General features: G+C 41.5%; 11 protein-coding genes. All 11 read left to right on the forward strand.

Annotated features, from left to right (window positions below):
• The first annotated feature begins 89 nt into the window (after positions 1–89).
• The 11 genes from K4H96_RS05140 to K4H96_RS05190 all read left to right on the forward strand — a co-directional run bounded on the left by K4H96_RS05140 (position 90) and on the right by K4H96_RS05190 (position 13713).
• Positions 90–1433: a hypothetical protein gene (locus K4H96_RS05140; RefSeq protein WP_227956401.1), complete on the forward strand. Its 1344-nt coding sequence runs from the start codon at positions 90–92 to the stop codon at positions 1431–1433.
• A gap of 10 nt (positions 1434–1443) precedes the next feature.
• A complete protein-coding gene (locus K4H96_RS05145; protein WP_223336742.1) occupies positions 1444–1740 on the forward strand; it encodes a hypothetical protein in 297 nt (98 codons plus the stop codon).
• 8 nt (positions 1741–1748) lie between these two features.
• On the forward strand, positions 1749–2075 hold the full coding sequence (locus tag K4H96_RS05150) for a hypothetical protein (protein ID WP_061592827.1): 327 nt from the start codon (positions 1749–1751) through the stop codon (positions 2073–2075).
• 166 nt (positions 2076–2241) lie between these two features.
• Positions 2242–4782, forward strand: a complete 2541-nt coding sequence (locus tag K4H96_RS05155) for a M1 family metallopeptidase (RefSeq protein ID WP_223336743.1) — start codon at positions 2242–2244, stop codon at positions 4780–4782.
• 163 nt (positions 4783–4945) lie between these two features.
• Complete coding sequence (locus K4H96_RS05160) at positions 4946–9136, forward strand: GbpC/Spa domain-containing protein (RefSeq protein WP_223336744.1); 4191 nt, start codon at positions 4946–4948, stop codon at positions 9134–9136.
• A 267-nt stretch (positions 9137–9403) separates the two neighbouring features.
• Positions 9404–9688 (forward strand): helix-turn-helix domain-containing protein, encoded by a 285-nt coding sequence (locus K4H96_RS05165; protein ID WP_002904309.1) that lies wholly within the window; start codon positions 9404–9406, stop codon positions 9686–9688.
• Between the two features lie 55 nt (positions 9689–9743).
• A complete protein-coding gene (locus K4H96_RS05170) occupies positions 9744–10070 on the forward strand; it encodes a DMT family transporter (protein WP_002906770.1) in 327 nt (108 codons plus the stop codon).
• Positions 10071–10073: 3 nt separating this feature from the next.
• Entirely contained in the window at positions 10074–10889 is an 816-nt protein-coding gene (locus K4H96_RS05175; RefSeq protein WP_223336745.1) for an SDR family NAD(P)-dependent oxidoreductase, read from the forward strand.
• Between the two features lie 181 nt (positions 10890–11070).
• On the forward strand, positions 11071–11553 hold the full coding sequence (locus tag K4H96_RS05180) for a hypothetical protein (RefSeq protein ID WP_032912009.1): 483 nt from the start codon (positions 11071–11073) through the stop codon (positions 11551–11553).
• A gap of 104 nt (positions 11554–11657) precedes the next feature.
• A complete protein-coding gene (locus tag K4H96_RS05185) occupies positions 11658–12332 on the forward strand; it encodes a response regulator transcription factor (protein ID WP_002912240.1) in 675 nt (224 codons plus the stop codon).
• Positions 12322–13713 (forward strand): sensor histidine kinase, encoded by a 1392-nt coding sequence (locus K4H96_RS05190; RefSeq protein ID WP_223336746.1) that lies wholly within the window; start codon positions 12322–12324, stop codon positions 13711–13713. Before K4H96_RS05185 ends, K4H96_RS05190 begins: the two co-directional genes overlap by 11 nt.
• The last annotated feature ends 13 nt before the right edge of the window (positions 13714–13726 follow it).

Here is a 13726-nt window from a genome sequence, read left to right on the forward strand (position 1 = left end):
CAGCTCGTAGATGTTAAAAAAAGCGAGAACGGTAGTCCTGATGCAGAAGTTGTCTATAATACAGAAATTAGGAAAGGAGACTTTTTAGAATGGCCTTAACAGACGAGAGCATACAGGAATTACAAGTTGAAGTTCTTAATATAATAAAAGAAGAAAAAAATGGGAATGAGTTCTCACTTGATGAGAGCGGAAAGAAATATAAACTGATTAACGAAGTCAACGAAACCACCCAAGCTATTGCTGTTGCGCCTCTTGATAAGGAAGGGAATCCAGATTTCAGTCAAACTACTATTGTTGTTGCTGGTACTCAATCACCTAATAACGAAAATAATAACCATGTTACAGAATCAGTATTCAATGCGGTAATAGCAAGAAATCAATTAACAGAACAGACAAAGGACGTTCGAGAATTTTATAATCAATCATTAGCTAGTGCTAAAAAAATGGCTGGCAAAGGACAAGAAGTTGATATCAGTAATATGTCGGGATTTAGTCAAGCGGGACCAGCAGTTGCTAAAGTAGCTGCGGAAATGAAAGTCCAAAAGATTACAAATTTCATGGACTGGGGTGCGTGGAATTCGTTGACAAAAAATACAGCCGACTATAGAGGTATTAGTGATGAAGAATTAGCATATATTAATAAACACTTACATTCATACAGTGATCAAGGGAAAGATTTAACAAGTTGGGATGGTCATGGAGGGATCATTCCGTATGGAAAAGTATTTACTGTAGAGGGAAAACATCATAATGCTGGGTTACCAAAGATTAAAGGTAATAGGCCAGATTTTGAATGGTATGAAAAAAATGGTCTTTTCTGCTCTGGCATGACCGAAAAGCAAGTCAAAAAGATTGCAAAACTTAAAGCAAAAATGTACGAAATAAATGCCGCAACCGCAAATTATGGATTAGACTATGCAAAAAAAAATCCTGATCATTATGTCCTTGAGTATTTAAAGGAATATGGAGACTTCGCTCCTGAGCCTTCTAAGCAGGATTTAATCGCTATAAATAGAGAATACATTGATGAATTGCATGCCTCGTTAAGAACCAGTTCTGGTGACAAAACAATTAGTTTAAGAGAGGAACTCGTTCGTACAAGTGCTCAAACTGCTCAGCTTCAAGCTGAGGTCTATGAGCAAGAGATTAAAGATAAGTTAGCAAGTGCAAAATCAAAAGTTGAGGCGCACATCTCAGAACTAAGAAACGCATCTTTTACATTAGCTCACAACCTTTCATCTGGAGAAGTAGAAGATCTCTTGTCTGAACTGACCTTATCCAAAGCTTGGAATGGCGGAACAGAAGCCTCTACTCTCGCCTCAGCAAGTGCATATACGACTAAAATGACGGAAATCGCTGGTAATTTAAACAAGGCCGCTGATAATATCGTAGCGATTGATCAAAAAGGCGCCCAGATTTTCGAGAAAAGCTAGGAGGAAGAGCATGATTGAACCAAATACAGAAGATCGAGCTGAAGCCGAACGTATAAAAAAAGAATATTTAAAGATTCAGGAACGTATTGCTATTCGTGGTTTAATTTCAGCTAAAATAGCTGTCCTTCTTGAAGAAAGTCAAGCTTTGCAGAGTTGGCTAGATAGTCAAGCAGATACTATGAAAACTTTTGCCTCTACTCAAGTACCTGCTGACTTATCTGCGGCATTCACAGGTGGAGCAGCAGATTCAATCAAGGAGGTACTAGGCGCTGTTCCTAAGCCTAGTTTGACCAGCCCTATCTTATAGGAGGCTTTATGGAAATTCAAAAAAAGATTGATCGTCTTGATGATGATCACATAGCCTTTCGTAAGAAAGTTAGTGAGTATGAGTGGGATTACCAAGATATGAGACGAGAGGCTAAAAATGTTTCAGAGCAAATGAGCGAATGGATATTATCTTTTTGTCGTAATAGTCCTGATACCGTGCCCTCATATGAATTAAGACAAATAGAAGAAAATAGAGAAAATTTCGAGAGAAAAATTCAGCGTTATGAAGAACGGCTAAACAAAACTTATCATGAAGAAAATCGAATCTATAATAAAAAATTAGAGGAACTTGAGAAAGAAAAGAAGAACTCTTGACCTTTCTTCCATTTTCATAAACCTTATGGACAGGTCCTACCTGTCTTTTTGTTTGCATTTATTCTGCAACGAAATCTTCTAAATATGATACAATAATAACAGATTATAAGCGGACAAGGGTGGCGGAGTAATCTTGCCATGTTGTTCGCTAGATGAGGAGAAGCTGATGCAAGCAGTTAAACATTTTATTGAAACATTTGTTCCTGAGCACTATGATCTCTTTTTGGATCTGAATCGTGCCGACAAGACTTTTTCAGGAAAGGTGACCATTACTGGGGAAGCTAAGACGAGTAAGATTTCCCTACATCAAAAAGATTTGACAGTTGAAGCTGTAGAGGTGGCTGGCCAAGCTCGTCCTTTCACTCTTGATAAGGACAATGAAGCTCTTTATATCGAGCTGGAAGCAGCTGGTCCTGTAGTGGTGACAATAACTTATACTGGTAAGATTACGGACAATATGACCGGAATTTACCCATCTTACTACACGGTAGATGGTGTGAAAAAAGAGATTATTTCTACGCAGTTTGAGAGCCACTTTGCCCGCGAAGCCTTTCCGAGTGTGGATGAGCCAGAGGCTAAGGCAACTTTTGATTTGGCTTTGAAATTTGACCAAGCTGAGGGTGAGTTGGCCCTGTCTAATATGCCGGAAATTGATGTTGAAAACCGCAAAGCGACTGGCGTTTGGAAGTTTGAAACGACTCCACGTATGTCTTCCTATCTCTTGGCTTTTGCTGCAGGTGATATGCAAGGAATTACTGCTAAAACCAAGAATGGAACTTTAGTAGGAGTTTATGCGACCAAGGCCCACCCAGCCAGCAATCTAGAGTTTGCTTTGGACATTGCGGTTCGCTGTATTGAATTTTACGAAGAATACTACGGAGTCAAGTATCCTATTCCTCAGTCCCTTCATGTGGCTCTGCCAGACTTTTCTGCTGGGGCTATGGAAAACTGGGGCTTGGTGACCTATCGGGAAATTTATCTGCTGGTGGATGAAAATTCAACAGCTCTGAGCCGTCAGACAGTTGCCTTGGTTGTTGCACACGAACTAGCCCACCAATGGTTCGGAAATCTAGTGACCATGAAGTGGTGGGATGACCTCTGGCTCAATGAAAGCTTTGCCAATATGATGGAGTATGTCTCAGTTGATGCGATTGAGCCTGGCTGGAAGATTTTTGAAGATTTCCAGACCAGTGGAGCTCCTTATGCCCTCAAGCGTGACGCGACAGATGGTGTCCAGTCGGTCCATGTAGAGGTCAAGCATCCTGATGAAATCAATACTCTTTTTGATGGAGCGATTGTCTATGCCAAGGGTAGTCGTCTCATGCACATGCTGCGCCGTTGGCTGGGAGACGATGCCTTCCGTAAGGGGCTAGGCGCCTACTTTGAGAAGCATCAGTATGGAAATACCATCGGTCGTGACCTTTGGGATGCTCTTTCTCAAGCTTCTGGCCGTGATGTAGCTGCCTTTATGGATGCTTGGTTGGAACAACCGGGTTATCCAGTTGTCACTGCTAAGGTTGAAAATGACTGCTTGATTTTGACCCAGAAGCAGTTCTTCATTGGAGAGCACGAAGACAAGGGCCGTCTCTGGCCAGTACCGCTCAATAGCAACTGGCAAGGACTTCCTGATACTCTGACGACAGAAAGACTGGAAATTCCTAATTATGCAGCCTTGGCAGCGCAAAATGAAGGAGCTCTGCGTCTTAATACAGAAAATACTGCCCACTATATCACCGATTATCAAGGTGAGTTGCTGGATGCTCTTCTGAATAATCTCAGCTCTTTGGACAATATCAGTAAACTGCAAATCGTGCAGGAGCGCCGACTTCTGGCAGAGTCAGGTAAGATTTCCTATGCGGACCTGCTACCAGTCATCAGCAAGTTGGCAAACGAAACTTCTTATATGGTAGTTTCAGCTGTTTCCCAAGTGCTGGAAGGGTTGAATCGTTTTGTGGATGAAGACAGTCAGACAGAAGAAGATTACAAAGCCTTGCTGAAAATTCTCAGTCAAAGTAATTTCGACCGTCTTGGTTTTGAAAAACAAGAGGGAGAAAGCGATGAGGATGAGATGGTTCGTCAACTGATTGTGGGTAATATGATTAAGGCTGATGATGAGATAGCTAAAGCTCAAGCAAGTCAGATTTTTGAACGCTATCGTGATAATTTGGAAAAACTCCCTGCCGCTATTCGTTTGCAGGTATTGGTCAACCAAATCAAGCATCATGAAAGCAAGGAGCTGACTAAGCTTTATCTGAACCTATATGTCGCTTCAAATGATGGAAGCTTCAAAAATGCTCTTTCTACAGCACTTTCTTATACGAAGAACAAGGAAACCTTGGATGAACTGTTAGCGACTTGGAAGGATAAATTTACTGTAAAACCGCAGGATTTGTCAGCTTGGTATGCCCGTTTCCTCAGCCGAGATTTTACTCAAGAAGCAGTGTGGACTTGGGCGCGTGAGAATTGGGACTGGATCAAGGCAGCGCTAGGTGGCGATATGAGCTTTGATAGCTTTGTCATTAGTCCAGCAGTGGTCTTCAAGACAGAGAAGAGATTAGCAGAATACAAAGCCTTCTTTGAGCCGCAGTTGGACGATATGGCGATTAGCCGAAACATCAGCATGGGAATCAAAGAAATCGCCGCGCGTGTTGAACTGGTGAAGCGCGAGAAAGAAGCAGTGGAAAAAGCAATTCGAGCCGCAATCTAATGGATTTAATTAAAATAACTAGAAAGTCTGAGATAGGATAATATCTCAGGCTTTTTCTTTATCATTTTGAGTATTTAAACATTGCTAATATGCCTTTGCTTTGATAAAATAGAAAAGTATGTGAAATAAACAGGCAACTGTTTAAAGGAGAAATGGAGTTTATATGGAAAAGAAAATAGTATATGGCTTCCGCAAGAGCCGCCTTTCTAAGGGCTTGTGCGGAGCTGTTTTGGGTGCGGCTTTGTTGGTAGCTGCCGGATCAGTTCAAGCAGAGGAAAAGGTATCTTCAGCAGCAGATCAGTCTGCCCTTTCTGAAGCTACTCTTTCGCCAACCGAAGCATCCCAGACAACTGCTGCCCCTGCTCAGTCAGAGCCAGTTAATCAAGACAAGCTTCCCTTGGAGGTTTCCCATGCAGACTTGGACCAAGCTGTGGCAGAGGCCGAGAAAGCGGGAGTTCAGCTAAAGCAGGAGCCAACTGTTGATTTAGGAACAGCTAGAAATCCAGAAGAAGCTGCTAGTAAACGGGAGAAAGCGCAATCAGATTATGCGACCCAAGTCAAGGAAATACGTGAAACCACAGCAGCTTATCAAGAGCAACTGAAGACTTATGAGAAAGAACTCAGTCAGAAAGAGTCTGCCAATCAAGCCTTGAAAGACCAATATGACAAGGCTTTAGCTTCCTATGAACAAGAGTCCAGCCGTATTCAAGCTGAAAATGCTCAGCTTCAGGCGGAATATGAGCAGAAACGAACGGCTTATCAGGCAGAATTGAGCCGTATAGTAAAAATCAATCAAGAGAAAGAAGCCTCCTATAAAGCAGCTTTAGCAACCTATCAAGAGGAGCGTTCACGGATTTTACAAGAAAATGCTCAAGCAAAAACAGCCTACCAAACTGCTATGGAGAGCTATGCTACAGAGCTGAAAGCTACTCAGGAGAAGAATGCAGAAGCAAAGCGTCGCTATGAAGCAAAGCTTGCTCAGGTCTCAGATCACAATGAAGCTGCTCAAGCTGAAAATGCAGCCATTGCAGAACGAAATCAGGCAGCTGAAAAAGGCTATCAGGAAGCAGTCAAGCAGTATGAAGCTGAAGTATCCAGACTGGCTCAGGTTAAGGCAGAAAAAGAAGCCGTTTATCAAGCTGCCTTGGCTGATTATGAGAAAGAGTTGGCTAGAGTTCATAAAGATAATGCCGAGCTAGAACAGCAGTATCAGTCAGAATTGACGACTTACCAACAGGAAGTAGAACGCATTCAAAGAGCCAATCAAGCAGCAAAACAATCTTATGAGACGGTCTTGGCTAAAATCCAAGAGCAGAATAAAGAGATTGAGGCGCAAAATCTAGCTATTCAGAAGAAAAATCTAGCCTTAAAGGAGCAGTATCAGGCTGATTTAGCTGCTTATCAAGAGCGATTGGCTGAGATTCGTCAAAAAAATCAAGCAGCAGAGAAAGACTATGAGAGCAAATTAGCTGCTTATCAAAAGAATCGCTCTGAAATCGAGGCGGCCAATGATGCCAAAGCGAGAGATCATCAAGCAGCTTTGACTGCCTATCAATCTGAACTTGAGCGTGTCCAAGCTGAAAATAAGAAGCGGCAAACTGCCTATGAGACAGAAAAAGCAGAAGTAACAGCCCGTAATGCTGCCATTGAAGCTGAAAACGCCCAGATTCGTCAGCAAAATCAGGAAAAACAAGAGCTTTATAAAAATCAATTAGCTCAATATGAGCAGGATATAGCTCGAATCACTGAAAGCAACCAGAAAAGTCGGGAAGCATATGAGAAAGCCTTGCTTACCTACCAGGAGGCGACTGCTCGGATTGAGACGGAAAATAAGAATAAACTAGCTGCTTATCAGGCTGACTTAGCGACCTACCAAGCAAATCTTGCAAGAATTGAAGCAGAAAATCAAAGACTAAAAGAAGATTATGATGCAAACCTTGCGGCTATTTCAGCGCAGAACGTAGTGATTGAGCAGGAAAATGCAAGCATTAAGGAAAAAAATGCCCGCTTGAAAGCTGACTATGATAAGCTGTTGGAAGAATATATGAAGGCAAAAGCTGCCTATGATACAGCCAAAACTAAGTATGATGCAGCTCTTGTAACTTTTGAGAGAGAGTTGCAGGAAGCTGAAGCTAAGAAATATGAAGAAGGCTATCTCAGTAAGGTTGAAAGCCAGCCTTTTGTTTTCAAATCTGAGCCCCAGGCTGTCTTGACGCTTGATCCCTCTATTAGAACCTATACGAATGATGAGCTGACTGATGAGGTTCGTTCTTGGGGAATGGATCAACAAGGAATAACTGCTTTGACCAGTGTTTTAAAAGGGAAAGAACATCAGACTAAAGTCATTTTACAAAAAGATGTGCCTCTGGTAGCTACTTATACTAATATCAAAAATTCCAGTATTCAGGGCAAGAAAATCGCTAAAGTTGTCTACACTTATACTCTGAAAGAATCAACGAAGAGTCAGGATAAGCTTCCAGTTTTCTTAGTTAAGGATCCGACCTTGACTGTCTGGACCTTGGATTTTTATGGCCATTCTCGGGTCAATGTCCAAGCGGAGTTTTTCGATGAGGCTGGAGAAAGGCTTGATATGACAGGCTCGCTTGTCAGCTTCTCATCTTTAAATACGAATAAAGTTGCGATTGAATACATTAAGAATTTTAATGGTGAATATATTCCTATTACAGGTTCTGCCATTAATATTCACCCAGATACTAGTGTTCACGCTGATATTTCAATTAACTTTGAGCGGGAAGGTTCTCGCTTTGAGCACAACAAGTGGGATACACCTACTAGTCCTTATAACTGGTATGGCGCTATTGTCGGTAAGGCGCAAGGCGATGTCATTTCCTTTGACATTGGTTCACGAAACCGGGGTTCTGCTTGGTTTGTATTTAACTCTGATATTAAAGCCAAAGGTGTTCCAATGAAGCCTGTTGCTCCGACAGAAGTTGCTCAACCTCAGGAACCGGCTTATGATGATGTCAAGGCCTTGCAGCCTCTTCCAAGTCAGCCAGTCTATCAACCTTTGCCAGAGGAGCCAGCCCAGCCGGCCTATCAAGAACTTCCTAACCAGCCGACAGAAACTCAGCCTCTTCCTCTTCCAAATCGGCCTGAGGAGCCAGCAGTTCTACCAGAAAGAGATCTGGAAATTCTACCGAAAGAGCCAACTTATCTGGCTGAGCCTCTACAACCTCAAAAGCCAGTTTATCAGGAAGTGCCAGAAGAACCTAGCTCCCCTTCTCTGTTGACAGAGCCGACTACAGTTGAAGAGCCTACCTATGAGAAGGAGCAGCCCTTGCTGACTCTTCCGCAAGCACCGATTGAAAAACCACTGCCACAGGCACCTCAGCTCCCAACTTATTTGAAGGAACCAGAAAAACCTCAAAAAGATCCTGAAGCAAGCGCGGGAGAAGGCCCGAAACCACCTGTTTATGAAGAAGAAATTGCTTTAGAGGACCTGCCTGAGGAGCCAAGCTATCTGCAGGAACCACAGCTCCCTCAAGAACCTGTTCTTCAGCCTGAGCCCCAGTCACCTGTCAGAGAAAGTGACCTGCCTTTGATGGAGGAGTCTGACAAGCCGAACTATAAAGAGCTTCCTCAAAAGCCGGCTGAGCCTAGCTATCAAGCTTTGCCAAGCCGTCCGCAAGCGCCGACTCAAACTTATCACTATAACCAGCTCTTTATCCAGTTAAAAGTCAGAGAAGAGTTGGAGGATGAGTCCAAGAAGAATATTCATCAACAAGAGGTTAGCCAGGGAAGTTTTGCTGTCCTTAATCTGGTAACGGATGCTTTGCCTGCTTATCGCTTGCCAATTCGCTCTTTCGTATTGGAAAATCGTCTGCCAGAAGGTTTTGAATTAGATCTAGAAGCTACTAGAGCGAAAAGTCCTGGTTATGAGGTTTCTTATGATCCGAGCAGCAGAGTTTTGACTTTTGTTGCTGCACCAGGTTTGCTTGAACGCTACAATGTTGATTTGAATACTGCGACCGAGCCTCTAGCTCCGGCAGCAGTCGGTCGACTCTTGTATCCAGGCAGAACCTATACCAATCATTTCAGCTTACTGATTAATAATCAATACCGGATAGAGTCCAATCAGGTTAGTGTTTGGACACCTCCTGCAGAAATTACTATTCAAACAGCGCAGAAATTTGAGCCTCTTTCAAACCGAACTTGGCAGCATCCAAGATCTGAAAGCAAGCAAGCAAGTAACTTTCAGCTATCTGTCAGCTACCAAACCACACAAGGTCAATTGCCTAAAACTGGTAGCAGTTCGAGCTCTCTTCTCACTTATTTTGGCTTTGCGGCCTTGCTAGCTTCAGCCGGCTTCCGTCTTTCTAAGAAACACTCATAAAAAAATAAGCAGCTCCTGCATCCAGCGCTTTTGAACATGATAAATTTAGACTGAGACAATTTTGTCGCAGTCTTTTTTACTGAGAATTTTTGGGGCAAATGTTTGATAGATGTATCAAGTGTTTTAGATAGGCAAGTATTTTAAGATGAATGTAAATCGTGTTATAATAGGCATGTCAAAGAATTTTTACCTACAATAATCAGTAATGTTAAAGAATTTCATCTAGCCAAACAACTAAAAAATAAGTATGATGAGGAGGAAAAGATAATGTTAGGAAAACAATTGAAGTTTATACGGGAGCAAAAAGGCTATAGTCAAGCTCAGATTGCAGAATCACTAGGAACGACTCGGCAGACCATCTCGAACTGGGAAAATAATAAGACGATTCTAGATAGTGCAAGTCTTATTCGTCTAGCCGATTTTTACCAGATTTCATTAGATGAGCTATGTGGTCGAAAAGCTTTATCTATCTCCAAAGATTCGAGCATAAAATCAATGATTTTGACAAATGCCTGTACACTTTGGACTTGCTTTGTTTCATCTCTCGGATAGTTCTATTGATTTTCCTGCTAACTTTTTAGTTATTTAGAATATTAGGAGGAAAACAATGTTTTACTATTTTTATTTATCTCTCGCAATTCTATTTGAAATTTCCGCCACAAGTCTTTTAAAACTATCTCAAGGTTTTTCGAAACTATTTTTCGGTTGCCTTGCTTTGACGTTTTATGGCTTGTGCTTTTTCTTTTTATCTCTATCTTTAAAGGGCATTCAGTTAAATCTAGCTTATGCTATTTGGTCTGGAATAGGTCTAGTAGGGACAACGATATTATCTATTCTGCTGTGGCACGAAAAAGTAACAGCTGTAAGTCTTTTAGGGATAAGTCTAGTTATTGTCGGACTTGTTTTATTGAATTTATCACAAAAGACTCACTAGAGAATGGAGAATGATATGTTTGATAATTATTTTAAAAATAAAAAGGTTGTAATTATTGGTGCAAGTGGCAGTTTGGGAAGAGTCTATACACGAGCTTTTCATCAAGCAGGTGGTAGGTTATATCTCTTAGGAAGAGATATAGAGAAGTTAAAGATGTTGGTGCAAGAATTTTCGTCTTTTATTCCAATAAGCTCAGTGGATATTACAAGTGAAGAGTCTCTAAAAAATGCAGTATCAGAGATACAAGAGTGGTCGGAATGTATAGATATTGTTATCAATGCAACTGGTTTTGATGTAAGAAAGTCTTTGTCAGCGCATTCCCTTGAGGACATAGAGCAGACACTGTTAATCAATTTATCTGGCGCCATTCTGATTAGCAAGATTTTTCTGCCCTTATTAGCAAATGAAAAAGGTGCTACAATTGTGCATTCTGGCGGTTTTGCAGATGGGCGGCTCGCTTTCCCTTACTATAGCGTAGATGTGGCTAGTCGCGCAGGGATTTTTTCTTTTATTGAATCAATGAATCGCGAATTAAAGCAGGAGCAGAAAAAGGTGTATTTAACCTATTTTTGTCCCAATGCTGCGGATACACCCTCAGAAAAGCCTTACCATCCTGTTTGGAAAGAAATGGGGATTATGATTTCAACTACAGACGAAGTTTGCCTAGCTTTGCTAAAAGGTATTAAGTCTCATCAAAGAGTCATCCTGATGGGGCGAGGGGCATTTTCGTTTGCTAAACTCAATCTTTTGTCTTCAAGATTAGCTGATTTTCTTTTATTAGATAAATATAGCCGTATATTGAAAAAGCACTTTGCATAATCCATTTTCCCTATTTTTCAGCCTTTTTTAAGAAAAAATTCAGTCCTGTTTAAGTAAAAAACTATATGATAATGCTATTCTAGTGAAAGGATGTGTATGGGATGACTTGTAAGCTGCATTAGCTTCTTGCTTGAAAGAAAGAGTCAGAAAAATTTACAAAAGAAAGAAGGTAATAGATTTAATGGATATGGAAAAAATGATTGTTGTAGAAAAAAGTATCAAATGGTGGCTGACGGTTGCGACGGGTGGTGCTCTAGCAGTCGGACTTCTGGGTGGCTATGGTCTTGCGACAGTTATTCACGGTACAAACAATCAGCAATCAGCTATTCAACAGCCAGCTACTATGCCTGGAGCACCGGAGCAGGGACAGAATGGTCAGAGTGCAGGAAATGGATTGCCACCACAACCAGGTCAGAATGGTCAAAATGGTGGACCGGGTAATGGAATGCCGCCGCAGGATAGTGGTTCAGGACAAAACGGTCAAGACCAAGGAATGCAGCCTCAAGACGGCCGGCAGTCTGACAATGACAAGAGCAAGGATTCTCCTACTCAGCAAAATGACAACGGGAAGAAAAACAATAAAAAGTCTTCAACGAACACAAATGAACAATCGGACAAGAACAATAATAAGTCGACAAAAGAAAATAAAACGTCGCAGTCGTAGAAAAAACTTACTGATTTTGACCCGAGTCATGATATAATAAGAATAGCAAATAAAACAAAAACCAAAAGACATAATCTTGGAAAGTTTTATTGGAGGAAAGAAAAATGATTAAAATTCTATTGGTAGAAGATGACCTTGGACTGTCAAACTCAGTTTTTGATTTTTTAGATGATTTTGCAGATGTAATGCAGGTTTTTGATGGCGAAGAAGGTCTATATGAAGCAGAAAGCGGTGTTTATGACCTCATCTTACTGGATCTCATGCTGCCTGAAAAGGACGGTTTCCAAGTGCTGAAAGATCTCCGAGCAAAAGGAGTCACAACACCTGTTCTCATAATGACAGCTAAGGAAAGCTTGGATGACAAAGGACATGGCTTTGAGCTCGGAGCTGACGACTATCTGACAAAACCTTTCTATTTGGAAGAACTGAAAATGCGGATCCAAGCGCTCTTGAAACGCGCTGGTAAATTCAACGAGAATACTCTTTCTTACGGTGATGTGACGGTCAATCTATCCACAAATTCAACCACGAAGGCAGGTAAAGACGTAGAGTTGCTTGGTAAAGAGTTCGACCTCTTGGTTTATTTCTTGCAAAATCAAAATGTAATCTTGCCTAAGACTCAAATTTTTGATCGTCTCTGGGGCTTTGACAGTGATACCACTGTTTCCGTTGTCGAAGTGTACGTTTCCAAAATTCGTAAAAAACTGAAAGGAACGACATTTGCGAAAAACCTACATACTCTTCGTAGTGTCGGCTACATTTTAAAAGATGCTGAATAAAATCAAGAAGACCTTTTATGCGGATGATTTCTCTTATTTCATTCGCTATTTTGGGCTCTTTACATTAATCTTCTCAGCCATGACCTTGATTATTATTCAGGTTATGCGCTCCAGCCTTTATACGTCTGTTGATGAAAATCTTAAAAACCTGAGCAATGATCCTAGTTCGGTAGCAGATTTGGCCTATCGGACGACAGGTCAGCAGTCTAATCCTAGCAATAAGGTCAACACTAAAAGTCCTAAGAGCAGTAAAGATCCAGATGGCGATCCAAACGAAGAACCTAAGCCTGACAATTTGACGACGCCAAATTTCAGTTCTAATACTTTCGCTCTGCTTTTGGATGATAATTATAAAAATATTTCCACCAGCAAGAGCGATGGCTTTCTGGACTTTAATTCATTAGAGTTTAACAAGTCCTATCTGAATCAAATCAAGGAAATTGTGATTGGCAACAGCTTTGGTCAGACAGAAAGCTATCGGGCTTATCTCTTTGATATTGATCCTAAAAATGAGTATCCTGATATCAAGTATGCTGTGGTCATGACTAGTATCAGCCAGCTGGAGCAGACCAGCAGCAAGCATGAGCAGTTGATTGCCATGGTCATGGTCAGCTTCTGGGGAATTTCTCTGATTGCCAGTATTTATCTGGCTCGTATGAGTGTCAAGCCTCTGCTGGAAAGTATCCAGAAGCAGAAGGCTTTCGTGGAAAATGCCAGTCACGAGCTACGGACTCCTCTGGCAGTATTGCAGAGCCGCTTAGAGACGCTTTTTCGTAAGCCTGAAGCTACAATTATGCAGAGCAGTGAAAATATTGCTTCTAGCTTGGATGAAGTACGGAATATGCGCTTGCTGACAACCAATCTGCTCAACCTGGCCCGTCGCGATGATGGCATTAAGCCACAATATGGTGAAGTCGAACCGGAATTTTTTGATACGACCTTTGCTAATTACTGCATTATCGCAAGGGAGAATAAAAAAGCCTTTCATTCAGAAAATATGATCAAGCACCCCATTGTGACAGATCAAATTTTCCTCAAGCAGCTGATGACCATCCTATTTGACAATGCTATCAAGTACACAGATGATGATGGCGTAATCAGTGTCATGGCTACTTCGACAGATCGTCACCTTATTTTCCGAGTGGCGGACAATGGTCCTGGTATCAGAGATGAAGATAAGAAGAAGATTTTTGATCGCTTTTATCGGGTGGATAAGGCTCGGACCCGTCAGAAAGGTGGCTTTGGTCTAGGACTTTCTCTGGCCAAGCAGATTGTCGATGCTTTCAAGGGCTCTATTTATGTCAAGGACAACAAACCAAGAGGTACGGTCTTTGAAGTTAAACTGCTATTGAAAGAAACGAAAAAGCGCTCTGTTAAATAGCAGGAGAGGCCTA

Origin of the sequence: Streptococcus sanguinis (assembly GCF_020729765.1) — a bacterium.
GTDB lineage: Bacteria > Bacillota > Bacilli > Lactobacillales > Streptococcaceae > Streptococcus > Streptococcus sanguinis_Q.